19 protein-coding genes are annotated in these 19,733 nt (G+C 39.9%); 7 read left to right on the top strand and 12 right to left on the bottom strand.

The genetic code is table 11. The features are described 5' to 3' along the window. Positions 1 to 12 precede the first annotated feature (12 nt). The 6 genes from GVX98_RS12275 to GVX98_RS12250 form a co-directional block, all read right to left on the bottom strand. Positions 13 to 294 (bottom strand): hypothetical protein, encoded by a 282-nt coding sequence (locus GVX98_RS12275; RefSeq protein WP_159128231.1) that lies wholly within the window; start codon positions 292 to 294, stop codon positions 13 to 15. 32 nt (positions 295 to 326) lie between these two features. After that, entirely contained in the window at positions 327 to 572 is a 246-nt protein-coding gene (locus tag GVX98_RS12270; protein ID WP_159128230.1) for a type II toxin-antitoxin system HicB family antitoxin, read from the bottom strand. Positions 573 to 668: 96 nt separating this feature from the next. After that, positions 669 to 1,052, bottom strand: coding sequence for a hypothetical protein (locus tag GVX98_RS12265; protein ID WP_159128229.1), 384 nt, complete (start codon positions 1,050 to 1,052; stop codon positions 669 to 671). Positions 1,053 to 1,085: 33 nt separating this feature from the next. Continuing rightward, entirely contained in the window at positions 1,086 to 1,865 is a 780-nt protein-coding gene (locus tag GVX98_RS12260) for a hypothetical protein (RefSeq protein ID WP_159128228.1), read from the bottom strand. Then, entirely contained in the window at positions 1,855 to 3,225 is a 1,371-nt protein-coding gene (locus tag GVX98_RS12255) for a CAP domain-containing protein (protein ID WP_159128227.1), read from the bottom strand. The genes GVX98_RS12260 and GVX98_RS12255 overlap by 11 nt, the downstream gene beginning before the upstream one ends. Before the next feature lie 30 nt (positions 3,226 to 3,255). Further along, a complete protein-coding gene (locus tag GVX98_RS12250; protein ID WP_159128226.1) occupies positions 3,256 to 3,864 on the bottom strand; it encodes a hypothetical protein in 609 nt (202 codons plus the stop codon). Positions 3,865 to 4,982: 1,118 nt separating this feature from the next. On the opposite strand from GVX98_RS12250, the gene GVX98_RS12245 reads away from it, so the two are divergent. Both GVX98_RS12245 and GVX98_RS12240 read left to right on the top strand, forming a co-directional pair. Then, complete coding sequence (locus tag GVX98_RS12245) at positions 4,983 to 5,324, top strand: hypothetical protein (protein WP_159128225.1); 342 nt, start codon at positions 4,983 to 4,985, stop codon at positions 5,322 to 5,324. Then, positions 5,311 to 6,126 carry a hypothetical protein gene (locus GVX98_RS12240; RefSeq protein WP_159128224.1) on the top strand — a complete coding sequence of 272 codons (816 nt, stop codon included), beginning with the start codon at positions 5,311 to 5,313 and terminating at the stop codon, positions 6,124 to 6,126. The genes GVX98_RS12245 and GVX98_RS12240 overlap by 14 nt, the downstream gene beginning before the upstream one ends. Positions 6,127 to 6,187: 61 nt before the next feature. Here GVX98_RS12240 and GVX98_RS12235 read toward each other — a convergent pair whose 3' ends face one another. Continuing rightward, positions 6,188 to 7,138, bottom strand: coding sequence for a MobA/MobL family protein (locus tag GVX98_RS12235; protein WP_159128223.1), 951 nt, complete (start codon positions 7,136 to 7,138; stop codon positions 6,188 to 6,190). Between the two features lie 606 nt (positions 7,139 to 7,744). Here GVX98_RS12235 and GVX98_RS12230 point away from each other — a divergent pair. Both GVX98_RS12230 and GVX98_RS12225 read left to right on the top strand, forming a co-directional pair. Next, a complete protein-coding gene (locus tag GVX98_RS12230) occupies positions 7,745 to 8,443 on the top strand; it encodes a hypothetical protein (protein WP_094148768.1) in 699 nt (232 codons plus the stop codon). Positions 8,444 to 8,761: 318 nt separating this feature from the next. Beyond that, the gene (locus GVX98_RS12225; protein WP_159128222.1) at positions 8,762 to 8,977 is read left to right on the top strand and encodes a hypothetical protein; all 216 of its coding nucleotides are present in this window, start codon (positions 8,762 to 8,764) and stop codon (positions 8,975 to 8,977) included. Positions 8,978 to 9,246: 269 nt separating this feature from the next. Here the strand turns inward: GVX98_RS12225 and groL are convergent, their stop codons facing one another. The 4 genes from groL to GVX98_RS12205 all read right to left on the bottom strand — a co-directional run bounded on the left by groL (position 9,247) and on the right by GVX98_RS12205 (position 13,130). Further along, positions 9,247 to 10,881: a chaperonin GroEL gene (gene groL / locus GVX98_RS12220; RefSeq protein WP_004694331.1), complete on the bottom strand. Its 1,635-nt coding sequence runs from the start codon at positions 10,879 to 10,881 to the stop codon at positions 9,247 to 9,249. A gap of 67 nt (positions 10,882 to 10,948) precedes the next feature. Continuing rightward, positions 10,949 to 11,239 (bottom strand): co-chaperone GroES, encoded by a 291-nt coding sequence (gene groES, locus GVX98_RS12215; RefSeq protein WP_004694333.1) that lies wholly within the window; start codon positions 11,237 to 11,239, stop codon positions 10,949 to 10,951. Between the two features lie 194 nt (positions 11,240 to 11,433). Continuing rightward, on the bottom strand, positions 11,434 to 12,210 hold the full coding sequence (locus tag GVX98_RS12210; RefSeq protein ID WP_004980967.1) for a metallophosphoesterase: 777 nt from the start codon (positions 12,208 to 12,210) through the stop codon (positions 11,434 to 11,436). After that, positions 12,207 to 13,130: a diacylglycerol kinase family protein gene (locus tag GVX98_RS12205; protein ID WP_159128221.1), complete on the bottom strand. Its 924-nt coding sequence runs from the start codon at positions 13,128 to 13,130 to the stop codon at positions 12,207 to 12,209. The genes GVX98_RS12210 and GVX98_RS12205 overlap by 4 nt, the downstream gene beginning before the upstream one ends. Positions 13,131 to 13,545: 415 nt before the next feature. Here GVX98_RS12205 and GVX98_RS12200 point away from each other — a divergent pair, with 415 nt between their 5' ends. After that, entirely contained in the window at positions 13,546 to 15,378 is a 1,833-nt protein-coding gene (locus GVX98_RS12200) for a phosphoenolpyruvate carboxykinase (GTP) (RefSeq protein WP_159128220.1), read from the top strand. A 357-nt stretch (positions 15,379 to 15,735) separates the two neighbouring features. Here GVX98_RS12200 and glpD read toward each other — a convergent pair whose 3' ends face one another. Then, the gene (gene glpD, locus GVX98_RS12195) at positions 15,736 to 17,253 is read right to left on the bottom strand and encodes a glycerol-3-phosphate dehydrogenase (protein WP_159128219.1); all 1,518 of its coding nucleotides are present in this window, start codon (positions 17,251 to 17,253) and stop codon (positions 15,736 to 15,738) included. A gap of 537 nt (positions 17,254 to 17,790) precedes the next feature. Here glpD and GVX98_RS12190 point away from each other — a divergent pair. Continuing rightward, a complete protein-coding gene (locus GVX98_RS12190; protein ID WP_004694344.1) occupies positions 17,791 to 19,110 on the top strand; it encodes an MFS transporter in 1,320 nt (439 codons plus the stop codon). A 172-nt stretch (positions 19,111 to 19,282) separates the two neighbouring features. Continuing rightward, positions 19,283 to 19,711: a hypothetical protein gene (locus GVX98_RS12185; protein WP_004980981.1), complete on the top strand. Its 429-nt coding sequence runs from the start codon at positions 19,283 to 19,285 to the stop codon at positions 19,709 to 19,711. Positions 19,712 to 19,733: the final 22 nt, after the last annotated feature.

Raw genomic sequence — 19,733 nt, 5'->3', positions numbered from 1 at the left:
ATCTTGATCTACTTATTTCAGACCAAACTTTTCTAATGCAGACTCATTAAAATCCTCATTAAACATCTGCTTCACCCGATGTTCTCTTTTTAACGTTGCGAGAGTCGCGAAGAAACATGCCTCACATAAATGCAGTTCATACTCTTCTCCATCATGCTTGGATTCCTTACCCCAATTGGCAGACAGGACAGCATAGTTCAGTTGAGTAGACTCCTGACAAACGTCACATAAAACATCTGTGGGTTGTTCTAGGTCTTTGTGTTGTTCTAGATCTTTGTGTTCTTTTCTTTCCATCTTGATCTCCTCACTTTTGATGCATCTGAGATTTATGTCAGTGTCTGAACCAAAGCAATCAGGATCTCACCCTCTTGGCATTCACTGGGTGGAGGTAAACTCCGACCCTCTTCACGATAAAACTCCACACTGGTAAACAGCGCATCTTTGGCCATCTGTAGCGCATCCTCGAAATTGTCACCACAAGTCATTGCTTCTGGAATATCACGAAAAGAGACGTTGTAAGCTTGCCCTTCTTTTTCAAATTTTGCTGGATAAAACACAGGACTACACCTCATGATCGAATTCCTATAAATACTGATTGAATCATTCATTTCTTGTTTGAAAAGCCCCTGCCTCAGCAAGGGCCTTGTTGGTTCATTGTTTTAATGGTCTTATCTAAAATAATAACCCAGTGTGTCGTCTTTTGAGTCTCCCCACCCGGTCCAGATTTCTGTTAGCTGTACATAATCCTGATTGATACTTTTGACTTTGTATAAGAAGCTACGTGGCGGAGAGGTCTCATTGAGGCGTACTTTTTCAATTAAGATAAAGGTCTTGTCATTCAACCATCTGACCCTAAGTGGCATTGGGTCCTGACACTGCCCCAGTTCTGCATACATCGCCGCTTCTTTCCCATTTTTGGAGAAGGACAAGTCGGCACATTGGACCTCAGGGATGTCCATCACCAGACGTTTTCCGATCAGGCTTTCTTTGGCGCCCGCACAGGCCAAGCTTGAAAGACTGAGACATAAACCCGCTAAAAATATTTTTTTCATGACGTTACTCTTTCTTTATTCAGTTGAAGCGGTTTAAGACATATTGTCAATAAAGCCACACTGTAAAATGTGCAGTGATGGATCTATTGGATGGTCATACAGACTGATATAGGCAATCATGTCGGTTAGATCAGAAACATCCCGTTTATAGCGCTGGGTATAGATGTAAATCTGTTTAGGGCTGTAACGCTTTCCGTTTTGAAAGACCTCTCCGTTAAACACTTTTAAATGCGGATACTGTTGAAAGACCTGCTGGGTCTTGGTACGTTTCTCATTGTCATGCGCTGAGGCTTGATCCCACTGCTGTTTAAAGCGTTGATATTGCTGTCCACTATAGGAACTGAACTGAATCTTTAAACCCGCTTCAATTTTTTCTTTGGTTTGGGCCATATCATCATTACGATAAATCGAGGTACTTGCCCCAGCCACACTGACCTGCATCAAGCTTTCAATCCGTTGAATCGGATTGCGTTTATCTTTGGGCAAATAGACTTCTATTTCAGGACAATCCTCACAGTAGTTTTCATCGTCTGGATCATCCACAACGCTTGATTTTTGCTTGGTGTATTGCTGCTTAAATTGTTGTTGCAGAGTCGTTAGCTTAGAGGCTGCGGTATACGTCCAATCGCCCGTGGCCAGTTGATTGCTAAAAGTCTGTTCTTGCTTGGCCCAATCCAAACAGTTTAATCCTTGCTCTAAAGTCACTGGCTGCACAGTCAATGCATTGGCGGTAGAAACAGGTTGAGCTACCGCAGTCTGCAATGCAAATAATGAAGTGCTGGCGAGTAAAAATGGTCTCAGCTTAAATGTCATTGGATGGTTCTCCTGCTGAGCGTTGTTCTCCTGATGAGCGTTGTTCACCGGACTGATCATCAACCTTAAACCAGTAGGTATAGTCCTCAGCTTTTCCATCCACTAGTACATTCTGTACCTGAACGTCATAGATCACGTTGTATTCCATTGCGCTAAAATGAAATTGCAGATTATTGGCGACTAGACCATAGCTGATATTGTCATACTGGATGTTGCTGATCGCTTGAACTCGCTGATTGTCTCGTCTCGTCACGGTTAGCTTCGCCTGAGAAAAATCCACCGTATTGTTGGCATAGGCATTTTGTGGATTGACTAAAATCGACAGGGATAAAGGTTCAGTTTTTGAAAAGAATTTCTTTGGATAGGCATGATACGGATAGGCAATCACCCCTTTCGGCATCGTGGTGCTTAAGGTTTGCGATGCATAGGGATAGACCACTTTCATGGCAGCACCTAAAATGCTCGATACGCTTTTAGCCTCAGTATTGGAGACTTCGCCATAGGCAGTTTTGCTCAGGAATGGACTCAAGATATGACGTCGATGTCCAATGCTGCTCGAGTTTTTTTCAATCAACCAATTGATCAGATGGGTATCTGCACCGTAGCTGGCTAAAGGTTGATAGGCTTGAATAAAGTTCAAGTTCGATGTCGAAGCACCCTGATAGCCAATATCACTAAAACAGCGCCACGTTCGATCCGGATAGTGTGAAGTCTTTTCATTCACCGCCAACAGCATGGAGGCTTGCATCATCTGGTCTTCATAGACTTGGTCATAGCGAACTTTCGGCAGATTATGTAAGGCACGAATCTCATTCAGTGTATTGATAAACAGCTGCCGCTCCGCCTCACTGGGTCTCCCGGCCTGACAGGCATTCAGATCTTTGTGCTCCTCTGCATCATTCTCAATGACATCCACCACCATCGTGCTATTCACAGGCAGAAGCTGTGAGGTTCCCGCCTGTGTCAGTTTTAAACTACATTTGCCCAAATCTAAGGCTTTTAACTCGCCTTGTTCGAAGTCACAAATATTCGGACTTTCACTCTTAAAACTGAGGGCCAGATCGTGATCCGTCTTCAGGTTTAACTGATAGGACTGACCTTTGAGAAAGCGAGGAATCTGTAAGGGTTCAAAGCGTTGTGCTGCCTTGTTTTTACAGATCCCTTCTTGTAGATATTGCGTTTCAGAACACGTGACAGGCTGAGGTGAAGTACCACCATCGTTTGCCCCATCTGTTCCACCACTATTGGAACCAGTATTTCCGCCTGAACCACCACCGCCACATCCCACTACAGCCATACTGATGGCCAGCATCAAGGTGCTGGTTCTGATAGATGCCATCCCCGTTTTTGAATATTTCATACGTTTATTACCCCCTCTTATTCTTGGTTTTTATTGGTAATGATCAGCTGACAGCAGTTGACGAATTTCACTGGCCATTTTGGGGCTACGCCAAGGAAATAACACTTTGAGGCGGTAATGCGGCTTGAATGGGTCGCGTGTTCCAATATTGACTTGGTATTCTCTTTTGACTGGACTGCGATGTTCGTGATGGCGAATATGTGTTCCTGTCATCGGATTGCTGGTGACTGTGCTGGAATAAGAGATTTTGTCTTCAACTAAGTTGAAGTGACCGACCGAAGTAATATAGTCAAATGGGTATTTCACTAAACGCTGTTCAGGTTCATCAAACAGGATGATGGTTTTATCCTGACTGTTAATCCAGACCCCACGATTGTGATAATTAAACTGTTCACCTTGGCGGCTCAGTTGCTCCGTCATACCTGCAAAGTAGGTATTGCCATATTCATAGAAGTAATAAGTGATCACAAACCACAACAGCCAGATGCCAAAGAATAGAGAGCCAAACCAGCCAAAGGAAAAGACTTTGGCCATAATTAAAAAGATGACGATCGGCGCCACAATGCACTTCACAAAGACTTTAGATTTTGGTGGGCGATTTTCGATTGGAATGATTTTTGGTTGAGTGAATTCAGACATCATTGTTCCCCGCATGTTCAATGCAATTGACAATCACAAGGGGATATAAAAATAAGTATTTTTTTATAGGCGTGATTGAGCCATCCACCTTAGAGATTGTTCGTGTAAAAATGTTTTTTTAATACAGCTTAAAAATTAAAATCAGTGCTATATGCCCTGTTGAAAGACACAACAAGGTTGCACGAGTGCGGAGGCACAATAAAGAAAAGATGGATACAGCATGAGAAGCTCCTAGATGTAATAGAAGTTCTACCAAATTACTGCTAAATAATGGTGGCAGAACGAAAAGGGGTTAGCAGACTGATCATCTAGGAATCAGCACACTCGAAAGTGTCCCCCTTCCGTCCTACCATAGAAAAAAAGGGGGACGTGAAGATTCCCACATTCAGTTTATATCCAAAAATATAAACCTCATGTGCTAGATGAATCGGTCTGCTAAAACCGACTGGCAATGTAGGCCAGCGAGCTCATATTAGATTTATCCAGCGCTTTAGTCAATTTCGCGATACGATAAAATTCACATGATCGGCTTGAATAAATTCAGTTAAGTTGTTGATTTCACCCATAAGCTCAAATTAAAACCATCGATGGGCTCATTTTGATGCTATGGATCGGTCTAAAATGAACTGTTCTTCTGTAATAAAATAAATGAATAAAATGATTGAATAGATCTTCACCAAACATTCACTTTTTTAAGTGGATCTGAAGAAAAGCCCTGCCGTATCAAACGAAACACTTCTCTTCATCATAGGTAGCTCTAGCCGTCAGACTTCCCCAATAACTAAAGCTTAATCAATGAATTAATGAAATGTTGCGTTTTGTAAAAATAATCAAATACAGCGTTGACAGTTCACGGGATACGCAGATAAGCTTATAGGACACAGCAAAATCTGTGTTCAGGCGTAGGAAACCTGATAATATCTACAAGCGCAAAAAGATGTCGCTTATGCGGCTATTTTTTTGTCTACTGTTTTAGCAGTCGTTATGGCGGCTTGACAGGACAGCCTTGTGCTGGCCGTGACTTGTAGAGCGGTATTTCCTACTCCTGTCGAGCTGCCACCATCACCGTAGGAAAGTGATGTTGGTAAGTGTTTAAGCTTATCTACAAGGAAACGACTATGAACGCTAAATTTCATGGTGCATACACTTGCACATCTAAAAAACAAGCCTCTCAACTGATTGTTGAACTTGGCAAGACCATTTCAAATCCCCAACGTCAAAGCTTAACCCATCTTTATCAAGCACTCGATACTGCAGACTCCTTGCTGAGTGAGCTTGAGCATGCGCATCAAATTATTCGTCAATGCATGCGCCAGATGAATGATGAACAAATCGCTGAAGTCGCAAAACTGAATCAAAATAATTATACCCCTTCGCTCTGGGCATTCCGCACCCATCAACGTCAAAACCTGATTGAACGTGCTGAACGTCTTTTGGGAGCACGTTATGTCCAAGCATAATCAGCATATTCTGCTGGCTCCCTCGGACTACCCTTTAATTGCTTCGCCTACGCTTGCAAAAGCGTATGGCGTCGCAGCCGCGACTTTCTTGCAAAAGCTGCATTACTGCTTAGAAAAAAATGATGCTCAAGTCCACAAAGGAAAAAAGTATTGGTTTCATAGCTATGAACAATGGCAACAAACACTGGGAATCTATAGTATCTCCACAATCAAACGGATCGTCGCTAAATTAAAACAGGCAGAGATTTTAGTGATTAAAAAGCTCTCCAAAAATAAATGGCTCCAAACCAACTTTTATTCAATTAACTATCGAAAGTTAAAGCAACTGATCCAGCCAAATACTGAAACTCAAGCTCAACCGCAATCGTCGGTGCAAATGACAAATCCAGTTAAAGACACCCAAGCTGAAACGCTAACGCAGTCAATTCAACACGCGTTTCACACTCTCAAAACTCAGACAGATACACCCACACAGTCCTTAAGACCAGCGAAAAGTTCCGTACAACCGAAAATTGTCATTTCTGGAAATACGACGGCACAAGGATTGAGTCAGCCACGCTCTCCAATTGCATCACATGAAATTTTGAAAAATATGAACCCTGATTATCGTCATTTTTATCAAGCGCTGTTGCAGCAGCGCGTTGATATTCATTATGCCGATCAGCGCATTCAGCATTTACTCAAACAGCAGAAACACGTGATTCGACATATTGCCTATATCAAACAGCATTTTTCAGGCCAAGATCGCTATCAATGGCATCCACTTGAGCAATTGCAAATCGACAGCTATTTAATCAAGTGAGCAAGTTGATCACATCTATAATCAAAACTTGCTTATGACTCAGCCAGACAATCAAAATAAATCAAAAGTCGAAATCATTGGATTTAGGCTTCTGAGCAATATCATTATTTTCATATTGATACTGATTTCTTCTGGACAATTCAAGCTGATACTCGGCTTGATGCAATTCATATAAATTCGCTTCTCGAATCTCTTTAACTGTTTGTCTAATCATTTTAATTTTTTCTTGAATATCCGGATCTTTACTATGTAAATAATGTCGAGGTATTTGCGGAACATCTTTTAAATTGGTTCCATTTTTCAGGTTATAATCTTCATTAGATAAACATGAGACTTTATTTTCGACTTGGAACTTAATTCCGTAGATCTCCACTTCTTTAACTGGCGCATATTCTTTTAAAAATTTATTTATGACATTTTCTGTGATTTTTCGATAATGATTAATTTGATGACGACCTAGCCCAATTACATCTGCTGTTAGTTTCTTGGCACCGCCTCTCTCAGGATTTTTTGGACAGTGTCTTTGAAAATACAGTTCTGGTGTTCGTTCAATGCCATCATAAATACTTCGTTCAGAATATAATAAATGCAAATGCGGTTGTTCATAACGCCCATCGAGGGTTGAAACATGATTATGAATTGCAAAACTATATGGCATCTGATATTGACCGCAGAATTCATATATCAGTTGATTTGATAACTCTATGCGCTGCATATAATTGAGTTCTTTCGGCAAAGCAACGGTAATATGCGTAGATGTTCGACCATTCATACTTTCATATTGATCTGCTGCATTCCAAAATACTTCGGGGCTATCAGCTGCCCATGCTGGCATATTGGCGGATGCTGTATATTCAAGCTCTTCAATATCTTGTTTATGCGTTGAAAAATATAATGTTCGCGTAATGTAGTGATAACCGAGTTCTGAAGAATGTCTAAATTTGTCTCTACGCAAATTTTTATGCTGAATTTTTAGTTCTTTGACATTATGACGTAAATCAAAATAATACATATACAAATCCAATTTCAAATAAAGAAAATGGAGCATATAAAATTATTCAAAAATTTTATTCGTTTGATGCAGAAAATGAAAAATAATGCAATTTTTTTATAGAAAATATATCAGCATCATCAATGTACGTACTTTTAACGTGTAACACCCCCCAGTTTTAACGTGTAACAACAGAAATTTTAACGTGTAACACCGAACAAACTTTAAGCAAAAAAACATGTAACAGCCCCAATTTTTAACGTGTAACAGACGTTTGGGTGATTTTTAGCCACCTCAAGTGCTTTTTCGAATATCCAATAAATAATATCATCTAAATACAATAACTTAAGAAACTAAAAGTGCTCCGCAGGGCGAGACGTAGGGTTCATTTTGATTCGCTGAAAGCGAATTGAAATGAACACGGAGACGAGATAAAAATCATTTTTTTGCATTCGCAAAAAATGATTTTTATCTCTCATCACTAACAGTCCAAACTAACAGCAAACTAAAAGTGAATAGCAGCGAGTAGAAAAAAAAGCAGAACTTTTTTGAATATTTAAACTTTTCTCAAGTTTTAAAATTGACATGTGATATACATTTTTTATTTTTTAGTGAGAAAATATCAAGATGAGTCGTACAGCATTAACAACACAAGATCACATTTATTCAATAGAATATTTTGCAATGAATAATCCCGCTTTCGAAAAAACACATTATGATGTCATTCAATTAATCGAACGCAAAGATTTAGAAGACTTTAATGAAAAAGAAAAGCAATTAATCAGAAAAACATATCTATATACAAAAAGAAGAAAGAGGTATGATAATGAACTTCTTTTTATATTTAAAAAAGATCCAAACTCGATCACAAAAATAGAACGCGATATTTTAGATTATAGTTATTTCGGAGAAGATGTTCCTCCAGTGCTTGAACATTATTTTTTAGCGGAGAAAATGTTAGACAATTATATGTCAAAATTACCAGAAAACATGAAAATAAAAATTCATCAAAACATCTTGGACACGGATGATGCTTTAGACAAGCAACAAAACATTAAAAAGAGAAATAGAGAGAATCATCAAAAATTCTTTATTGGCGGGACATTACTGTCGCTACTTAAATTAAATAATATTGATGATGATCCACTCGATCTATTATTTAAGATCATAAAACTTCATCTAATGCAGGATTACTTCAATAAAGAAGTATTCTCAGATACAGAGTTAAGTGAATTTAATATCTCTGATATCGGCAGAGAATTCAACAATAAAAAGAACGCAATTTCTCTCAATTTAAACAACCCATTTAAAATCTATGATGAGTAACCATTAAAAATTAACAGAAAAAGTAGCAAACGTTAATAGCCGACCTAAATTAAGGTCGGCTTAGCAGTGTGCGTTTCTAAAAATTCAATTCTCTTATTTTATAATAATATTTTTTAATAAATCACTTTACAAAACAGAATTACACATTTTACAAATTACCATCTAAATAAACTTAAGATTATTTTACTGATATAATAAATTAAAAAATAAACCTTTTTTTGTTTTTTTAAACTTTTCTCATCTTTTTTTTTATTAATTTGATAATCTTTATTTTAAGAGTTTATCTCTTACAACCAATTTTTAATGGAGATGATTTTTATGGGTGTATCTATAAACCTGACTAACACTGAACGACGCGTATCTACTGCTGAATTTGCTTTGAGAATGAATATCTCTGAAAAAGAACTATATGATCGAATTAATACTGGTCGTGTAAAAAGACCTGTAAAAGATGGTCGCAAGAACTATTGGCTTAATAGCTATGTCCTTTCCTGTATTATTCATGACGAAAATTCTATTCTTACACCAAAGTAAAATGGCCTTGCTCTATAACTATAAGCGCCTGTTTTTTTTCAGGCGTATTTTTTCAATATCTCAATTCATCCAATATTCAAATTCCTCTACAGTACTATAACTTCTTTAAAAAGAAACTAAGCATAGAGCTATAAAATTTAAAAAGGCCACAAATAAAATTTGTGACCTTTTTTGTAACAAACTCAGATGTGAGTAACACTGTGAGTAATTTTAATCAATTTGGTTTTAATTGTATTAAATTACAATAACATAAACCAAATACTAGCAGATTACATCATTCCGCCCATACCACCCATGCCGCCCATATCAGGCATTGCAGGCTTATCTTCTGGAACGTCAGTAATCATACATTCAGTTGTCAACATTAAACCAGCTACAGATGCAGCATGCTCAAGTGCAGAACGCGTTACTTTCGCAGGGTCAAGAATACCCATTTCTAGCATGTCACCATACTCAGAAGTAGCAGCGTTATAACCGAAGTTACCTTCACCATTTTTCACAGCATTGATCACAACTGAAGGCTCATCACCCGCATTGGCAACGATTTGACGAAGTGGCGCTTCAATCGCACGACGTAAAATGTTAATACCTACGTTTTGGTCGTCATTCGCACCATTTACACCGTCAAGTGCAGCTGCAGCACGTACCAGTGCAACACCACCACCAGCAACCACACCTTCTTCAACAGCAGCACGTGTTGCATGAAGCGCATCGTCCACACGGTCTTTCTTCTCTTTCATTTCAACTTCAGTCGCTGCACCAATTTTGATCACAGCCACACCGCCTGCTAATTTAGCAACACGTTCTTGAAGTTTTTCTTTATCGTATTCAGAAGATGATTCTTCAATTTGCGCGCGGATTTGCGTAACACGTTCAGCAATTTGAGCTGCATCACCAGCACCGTCAACAATCACAGTATTCTCTTTAGACACAGTGATTTTGTGCGCAGTACCTAAGTCTTGAAGAGAAGCTTGTTCTAAAGTCATGCCTACTTCTTCAGAAATTACAGTCGCGCCAGTCAAGATTGCGATATCTTGAAGCATTGCTTTACGACGGTCACCAAAACCAGGTGCTTTAACCGCACATACTTTGATAATTCCGCGCATGTTGTTAACAACAAGTGTAGCTAAGGCCTCACCTTCAACATCTTCAGCGATGATTAAAAGTGGTTTACCTGTTTTAGCTACAGCTTCAAGTACAGTAATTAATTCACGGATGTTGCTGATTTTTTTGTCAACAAGCAAGATGAACGGATTTTCAAGTTCAGCCGTTAATGTGTCTTGTTTGTTTGCAAAGTATGGGCTGATATAACCACGGTCAAACTGCATACCTTCAACAACGTCCAAAGCATCTTCAAAGCCTGAACCTTCTTCAACGGTAATCACGCCTTCTTTACCTACGCGTTCCATTGCTTGTGCAATGAGTTTACCTACAGTTTCGTCAGAGTTTGCAGAGATTGAACCGACTTGTTCAATCGCTTTAGTATCAGAAGCAGGTTTTGCTGTTGCTTTAATTTCAGCAACCAATGCTTTAACAGCCAGATCAATACCGCGTTTCAAGTCCATTGGGTTCATGCCCGCTGTTACAGACTTGATGCCTTCATTTAAAATTGCTTGAGCTAGTACAGTTGCAGTTGTTGTACCGTCACCAGCGATGTCATTGGTTTTAGAAGATACTTCACGAACCAATTGAGCGCCCATGTTCTCAAATTTGTCTTTTAGAGAAATTTCTTTCGCAACCGTTACACCATCTTTAGTGATGTGCGGCGCACCGAAAGAACGGTCGATCACAACATTACGGCCTTTAGGACCTAAAGTTACTTTTACAGCATCTGCAAGCACGTTTACGCCTGCAATCATTTTAGAACGAGCTGAATCACCAAATTTTACGTCTTTAGCTGACATACTAAACTCCAAATATTCTTAAATTTTAATCAATTGTATTGCTTAAACAGCAAATGAACGTTCTGAATTAACCTTCAAGAACCGCTAAAATATCAGACTCTTTCATCACAAGAAGTTCTTCGCCTTCAACTTTAACTTTAGTGCCTGCATATGCACCAAACAGTACATTGTCGCCCACTTTTACATCTAAAGCACGAATGCCATTGTCTGTAATTTTGCCATTACCTACTGCAATAATTTCACCTTGAGCTGGCTGTTCAGCAGCAGAAGTACTCAAAATTAAACCGCCCGCAGTTTTAGTTTCCTTTTCTACGCGGCGAATCACAACGTTGTCATGTAAAGGACGAATTTTGCTCATTTCTAGCTCCATAGACATTTTCAAAATGCCATTGTTTACGATGTGAAGATGACTTCTTATTCCTAGGTCATCAACAAAATTTTGATATGACACTTTTGTGGGGATGGAATAAAACGCTTCAAGGGCAAACACAAAATATTTTTATATTTTTGTGCTCTTTTTAAGCAAACCTCATCAAAGTTCAGACACTCAATTCAATCTGACATACTTTGCTGCATCAACTCGAAGCGATTGGTTGCAGCGTTAAAGCTCAAATGTTGTACATCGGCATTCGGCAAAATAATATTCAGGCTATTGGGCAAACCCGCATGTAAACGATAAGATGTTGCCGTTCCAGCATGGATATCCAGCACTGGATGCGATACCCCAAGTTGATAAATCTGATTCAAATCATAAACGGCAGCGTGGTGTAAATGCCCATGTAAAAGTCCATTTAAACCATGTTGGCTCCATTGCTCCAATGCAATACGACCAAGCATCGGACAGTCTTTCACACCATGACTATGGTCTGGCGGAGTATAAAAAGGCTGATGCGCGGCGATCAGTTTAATTTTGTGCGCAGGTGCTTGCTGCAATTTTAGATCAATCTCTTGAATTTGGTTCAGTGAAATATGCCCTCGCGTGTGGTAACGCCGACGAATACTATTCACTCCAATGACATAAAAATGTTCAGTTTCTAAGGTGTTTTCCATCCCCCCAAAAAACAGTTGATAACGTGCAAAGGGACTGAAAAAACGATTCCACACATGGTACAGCGGAATATCATGATTCCCCGGCACCACCAAATACGGCAGCTTTAAACTGTCTAAAAACTGCCGACAAGCATAAAACTGAATAAACCGCGCACGTTGGGTCAAGTCCCCACTGACCACCACTGCTTCAAAAGAATGTTCCTCACATAACTGACGAATGGCCTGTAAACAGGCTTCGCGTTCGGTCCCAAAGTGTAAATCTGACAAATGTAAAATCATGCGGGAACCATGATATTCAGCGCATGCTTACGTACTGTAATTTTCAGCGGTGGTGTCATCGTGACAATTTCTCCATCTACCGCAACCGTAAGCTTATTACGCTTTGAATGAACAATCACTTCATCTGCTGCAAAGCTATAGACATCGGAAGCCTGATCTAAATTGCCTTTAATCAGCTGCCATAAGGTCTTGAACAAAGTCCGCTTATCACTTTTTGCTACTACCACGCCCGCCACTTTGCCTGCTTCCGCCGCCTCGGCAATACGTAGTTTCATTTCAGCCAGTTGAAGTTGATTATTGCCAAAGAAAATCAATGGCGTTTTCACTGGATAGCGCTGTCCATCGACTTCTACTTCAAGTTTTAACTCTTTTCGGTCGCGGATGAGAACATCCAATGCCGAAGTATACGCATGCAATGGAAAACGTCCAAAATGCTTATTAAACTGTTCTCTTTTTTGAATAAATAAAGGATAAAGCCCTAAACTGGCATTGTTCAGATATATATGTTGATTCAACTGTGCCACATGTACAGAACGTGGCTGCCCTTCACTAATGGCTTTGGCTGCATCTAATAGGTCCAACGGAATATTCAGCACTCGCGCAACATAGTTAAAGGTACCTAGCGGCAAGATCCCCATGGGAATATCCGTTCCCATCAATTTAGATGCAACAGCATTTAAAGTACCATCGCCACCTGCAGCAACAATGACCCCTACATTTTCTGCTTGACGATGGCGTAGTAAAATCTCTTGCATCATCTGATCAAAGTTCATGCACTCACTTAACTCAAATGACTGTATTTCAAAACCCGCGGTACTCAGATCTGCTACCAACTGTTCATACACTTCATCTTTATTTGCGGCATGAAAACCTGATTTTTTATTATAAATAAGTGATAAAGGTTTGAGTTGCTCTGACATTTTGCACCTAAACTTGAAGTAATTGCTCTATTTTTGTCCAAATATTCAACACTTAACAGTTTTGTTATGTAAAATTCAAATGACTACCATTTATTTAATCAATAATAAATCTCAATCACAAAATAAATGCAAGCATATGATTTTAATACTAATATCTTAAATGAATAATCCTCATAAATATAATAAATACACAAAATAAAAGCAAAAAATCAAACCAAACTATTGTTTTTTAATAGTTAAAATGAAGCAACCCCATCGAACTGTTCATAATTTAGATACGCCTTTGGTCTTATTTTTTTTATCAAATTATGCTTTAATACAGCCACTTTTTTTTCATCTTTTCATCTCTGCAGTAAATTTTATTGCTGAGATTGTACTTTGTACAAACGTGTACATATTTGAGATAGGCCTCACCATGACCCAAGTGAACGCACCAGAATTCGTTCGTCACCCTAAGCTTATTGCGTGGGTGGAAGAAATTGCAAAATTAACAAAACCAGCGAAAATTGAATGGTGTGACGGCAGCGAAGAAGAATATCAACGTTATATCAACTTGATGATCGCTAACGGCACAATGCAAGCGCTTAACCAAGAAACGCATCCTGGTTCTTATCTTGCTAATTCTGATCCTTCTGACGTTGCTCGTGTTGAAGGTCGTACTTACATCTGCTCTGAAAAACAAGAAGATGCTGGTGCAACAAACAACTGGGAAGAGCCTGCTGAAATGCGTGCTCGCCTAAATGGTTTGTTTGACGGTTCAATGGCAGGTCGTACTTTATATGTAGTACCGTTCTCTATGGGCCCATTAGGTTCTCATATTGCGCATATTGGTATCGAATTAACTGACTCTCCATATGTAGCAGTTAGCATGTCTAAAATGGCTCGCATGGGTAAAGCTGTTTATGACGTTCTTGGTACAGACGGTGAATTTATTCCTTGCGTACATACTGTTGGTGCGCCACTTGCTGATGGCGAAAAAGACGTTGCATGGCCTTGCAACCCTGAAAAATACATCGTGCATTACCCAGAAACACGTGAAATCTGGTCTTACGGTTCTGGTTACGGCGGTAACGCATTGTTAGGTAAAAAATGCTTAGCTTTACGTATTGCGTCTTCTATGGGTCGTCAACAAGGTTGGTTAGCAGAACACATGCTGATCCTTGGTGTGACTAATCCTCAAGGCGAAAAACACTACATCGCAGCGGCATTCCCTTCTGCTTGTGGTAAAACAAACTTCGCAATGTTGATTCCACCAGCAGGCTACGAAGGTTGGAAAATTGAAACTGTAGGTGACGATATTGCTTGGATCAAACCAGGTGAAGACGGTCGCTTATACGCAATCAACCCAGAAGCCGGTTTCTTCGGTGTAGCGCCTGGTACAAATACCAAGACCAACCCGAACTGTATGGCTACACTTCACAAAGACGTGATCTATACCAACGTTGCGGTAACTAATAACGGTGAAGTATGGTGGGAAGGTCTTACTAAAGAAGCACCTGCCAACCTGACTAACTGGAAAGGTCAACCTCACACTGGCGCAGAAAAAGCGGCCCATCCAAATGCGCGCTTCACTGTTTCAGCAGGTCAATGTCCTTCTATCGATGCTGACTGGGAAAATCCAGCAGGTGTTCCAATTTCAGCGTTCATCTTTGGTGGTCGCCGTGCGGACACAGTGCCTCTAATTTCAGAAGCATTTGACTGGGTAGATGGTGTTTACAAAGCTGCAACTATGGGCTCTGAAACAACTGCTGCGGCCGTTGGCCAACAAGGTATTGTTCGTCGTGACCCATTCGCAATGCTTCCATTTGCGGGTTACAACATGGCGGATTACTTCTCTCACTGGTTAGAGCTTGGTGAAGAAGTTGCAGCGAAAGCTAAAGCTGCGGGCAACAAACTTCCGGGCATCTACAACGTGAACTGGTTCCGTCGTGATACTGAAGGTAACTTCGTATGGCCTGGTTTCGGTCAAAATATGCGTGTTCTTGAGTGGATTATTGACCGTTGTGAAGGCCGTGCTGATGCAGTTGAAACACCAATTGGTTTAGTTCCAACTTATGAACAGTTGAACTGGACAGGTTCTGACTTCACTAAAGCCCAGTTTGACCTTGTGACTTCTCAAGACAAAGATCAATGGATCAAAGAGCTTGAAAGCCACACTGAACTATTCGACAAACTTGGTGAACGCCTACCAGCTGCACTTAAAGCTCGTCAAAACGAACTTTTAGATGCTGTTAAGCAATCTGCTTAATCTTTAAATTAAGCAAAAAAAAGACCGCGTAAGCGGTCTTTTTTTAATCTATTTATAATTTTAAAACTATATAAGTCAACAAAATTCATCCAGCCAATCACGACTAAAATAAGTAGCAACAACTCAGCCAGCACTTCATGTTTACTCGATCAAAGACACCCCTGATTCAACTAAATTTGAGATCAAAAAGCGCATCAAAGCCGTTAGAGATTTTTCTGGCAGCGTGATTGAACTTTATCCGCGTTTTGCTGAGTGCGCACATCAAGTCGGCGAAATCGAAATTTAAATCTAAAAAAGCTGCGATAGCGGCTTTTTTAATAGAACAAAATCAACTGTAGCCATTACACATACTTCACACTATGCAGCATCCCCTTGCATACGACGCAGGTGTAAATCCTGCAAGTAGAGGTCTAAAGCTTGAGCTTCTAGGGCATCAAATTTTAAATACAGTTTAGTCCGTCGTTTTAAAATATCTTCACTGCTGATGGCCCACTCACGTTTCACCATATAATCCACTTCTTGCTGATACAAACCATGGCCAAAAGACTGCCCTAAAGTTTGTACATCTTTGTTCTCAGCGAGCATATGCCACACTCGACTACCATAACTGTTTGCCCAACGATGCGCTGTTTGAGACTCTAGCCCTTTGATTTCATGCATCAACTCAGCACATAAAACCTCGACTGAACTAAAACCTTCCGCACCTGGGAGTTTTGCCGCAGCCGTCCATTCCGCCTTCATGTGTGGAAAATAACGTTTCAACTGTAGCAAAGCCGCTTCCGCCAACTTTCGATAAGTCGTTAACTTTCCACCATAAACAGATAACAATGGCGCATCATCTGCGACAGGTTTAGACATCGCCAGTACATAATCACGTGTCACTTTAGAGGCTTGTGTACTTGCATCATCATACAGCGCCCTTACGCCTGCAAAGCTTGAAATTACATCTTCTGGCTGTAATTGAAGCTTGAAGTGGTCATTAATCACATCAGTCAAATAAGCCGTTTCCTGCTCGGAAATGTGGACATGATTTGCATCGCCCTCAAACTCTACGTCCGTGGTACCAATCAGGCTGTATTCATCTAAATAAGGAATTACAAACACAATGCGTTGATCATCATTTTGTAGAATAAACGCATGCGGTTCCGGGTATAAACGCTTCACGATAATATGACTGCCCTGAACTAATCGAATGCCTGCCTTTGGGGTTTGAGACAGTTGTTGTTGAATAAAATCTGTGACCCATGCACCCGTTGCATTGATTAAGCTTCGAGCTTTAATTTGGTAGTGTTGTTTTTGATGCTCTAGCGTTAGGCACCACACACCCTCCTGCTGAGCCGCAGAAATGCATCGCGTTTGTGTTCGTATTTGAGCCCCTAGCTCGTGTGCTTGGATTGCATTAACCACCACCAAACGTGCATCATCTACAGTACAGTCTGAATATTCGAAACCACGTTTAATGGTGTCTTTTAGCGGGCTATCGACATTAAAATGAACAAGCTCCGAACCCTCCAATGTTTCTCGTTTTGCCAAATAATCATAGATAAATAAGCCTGAACGAATTAGCCATGCAGGACGCAAATAAGGCAAATGCGGCATAATAAAACGCATAGGATGGATCAAATGTGGGGCTTTTTTTAACAGTACTTCACGCTCTAATAAAGCTTCACGCACCAAACGAAATTCTTTTTGTTCGAGATAACGCAATCCACCATGAATGAGCTTGCTACTGGCTGAAGACGTATGACTGGCTAAATCATCTTTTTCACAGACAAAAACACTTAAACCACGCCCTACAGCATCATTTGCAATGCCCACCCCATTGATGCCCGCGCCCACAACGGCAATATCATAAATGGCATCTGTGTCTTGCATATTCACCTCTCTCATTGAGTTATTGTGTTATTTTTGTTCTTCACGCTAAACTTAACATCAAAATCCAACCTTGTCATATTCCAAAGCCAGTCAAATCAGAGAAAATTCTTTACTATAAATAAATTAATACCCGCATCTATTTTTACAATTTAATTTTTAATTTTGACTATTCAGTGAAAAGTCGACTAATTTCCAAGCTAAAAAACACGTTCCTTTCTAAAAATCAACATTCACCATAAAATTAAAAATCACCATAACCCCTTGTATTTTAATTGACTATTCACACATTTAAAAATCACAAGGGTTTGTTCTAGATAAGTAAAATGATAATTTCCCATTAAAATAAAGATATTCATTAGAAAAACTTAACAGCATATAAATCATACCAGCATTTAGACTAAAGTCGAATGAAGTCCAAGAATAAGGGGCGTATAACGAAACAGAATTTTTTGTTTAATCTTAAAATATATTGTTTTAACTTTTTCTATTTAAAAAGTTAAAAGATGTATTTTCCGAACTTCTCCTTGGGAAATTTTTGTGACTGATCTATCTCCCCAAACTGCTCCAGTAAGCATCGATAAAAAAACCCGTTTAAAATCGATTCTCGGTGGTTCAGCTGGCAACTTAGTTGAATGGTATGACTGGTATGTCTATGCCGCATTTACCTTATATTTCGCGCCACAGTTTTTCCCTGAAGGGGATGACACGGTAAAACTCTTACAAGCTGCAGCAGTCTTTGCACTGGGCTTCCTGATGCGTCCTATTGGCGCGTGGATCATGGGCATTTATGCAGACCGTAAAGGACGTAAATCAGGTCTTACCCTGTCTGTATCTTTAATGTGTGTAGGATCTTTGATTATTGCCTGTGCACCCACCTATGCCAGTGTGGGTATGCTCGCACCTGCCTTATTACTCTTTGCCCGTTTATTGCAAGGTTTAAGTGTCGGTGGAGAATATGGTTCAAGCGCAACCTATTTAACGGAAATGGCTGGAAAAAACCATCGTGGTTTCTTCTCTAGTTTTCAGTATGTGACTCTCATTTCAGGTCAGCTCTTGGCGCTGTGTGTGTTGATCATTTTACAACGCACCATGAGCGAAGCACAGTTATCTGAATGGGGCTGGCGTATTCCCTTCTTCATTGGTGCTGTACTTGCCATTGTGGTGTTCTGGATTCGTCGTGGTTTGGTTGAAACCCAATCTTCAAAAGATGCACAAGAACAGGCTAAAAATGGTGGCCCAAAATCTAGCGCACTTGCTTTATTTACCAAATATCCAAAGCAAGCGTTCACTGTGATTATGCTGACTGCGGGTGGAACGCTGGCATTCAACACCTTTACGACGTATTTACAAAAATACTTGGTTAACACCTCAGGTTTTGAGAAAACCACAGCAACAGAGATCACCACAGCAGCAATCTTTGTCTTCATGCTATTACAACCTGTGGTGGGTGCACTGTCTGACAAAATTGGTCGTAAACCAATTATGATCACTTTTGGTGTATTAGGTGTACTGTTCACGATTCCAATTTTCAACGGTCTAGGTTCAACCAGCAGTCCAACAACCGCATTTATGCTATGTATGAGCGGTATGGTGATTGTAACGGGTTATACCGCAATTAATGCTGTAGTCAAAGCAGAGCTCTTCCCAGCGCATATTCGTGCACTAGGGGTTGCCCTGCCTTATGCGATTGCCAATACCATCTTTGGTGGCACAGCAGAGCTTGTAGCGTTGAGCTTTAAAAATGCAGGACACGAAAACTACTTCTTTTACTACATCACCTTCATGATTGGTTTATCTCTACTGACTTACATCTTTATGAAAGACACCAAAAAGCACAGTATGATTACCGATCATTAATGCTTAAAGTAAGCATGTAAGTTAATAAACTAAACATAAAAAATGCCTTCTCGAATGAAGGCATTTTTTATGTTTAATCAATTTTTTTGCTGAAACTTGATCGATTGAAATATCGTGAAATACACCTGTGTATGGCATACTAAGAACAAGAATAATGTTAGGAACTCTTTATATGAAAAATATGTATAAACTTTTAGGCCTAAGCTGTATCGTTTTAGCAGTATCTGCATGTCAAAGCACGCCTCGCCAATACAATGGCAATGTTGGCTATCAAATTGAATATCAATCAGAATCGAGTGCTACCCTTGCTTATACGCTTGCTGCTCGTAAGAACCAGCAACTCGATGAAAATAAATTACAACGTGCTTGCCAAAAAGTTTTAGGTTCACAAAAAAATTATAAATTGGCGATTTTAAGTATTAATGAAATTCCTAACACTGCAGCAGATGTTCCCGAATATGGCCGCCAAATTGGTCAAACCCGTGCCACTTTTGGCTTAAGCAATACACCCGACTTACACCAAGGTGAAAACTTTGCAACACGCGAGTCACTTGAAGCACGACCAAGCACACTGCATGTTGTTCGCTATACCTGCTCTTAATACTTCTGATATATAAAAAAGG

This window comes from Acinetobacter sp. 8I-beige (assembly GCF_902505955.1).
Classification (GTDB): Bacteria; Pseudomonadota; Gammaproteobacteria; order Pseudomonadales; family Moraxellaceae; genus Acinetobacter; species Acinetobacter johnsonii.
The sequence above is the reverse complement of the archived record's forward strand: the minus strand, read 5'-3'. Positions and strand labels throughout refer to the sequence as shown.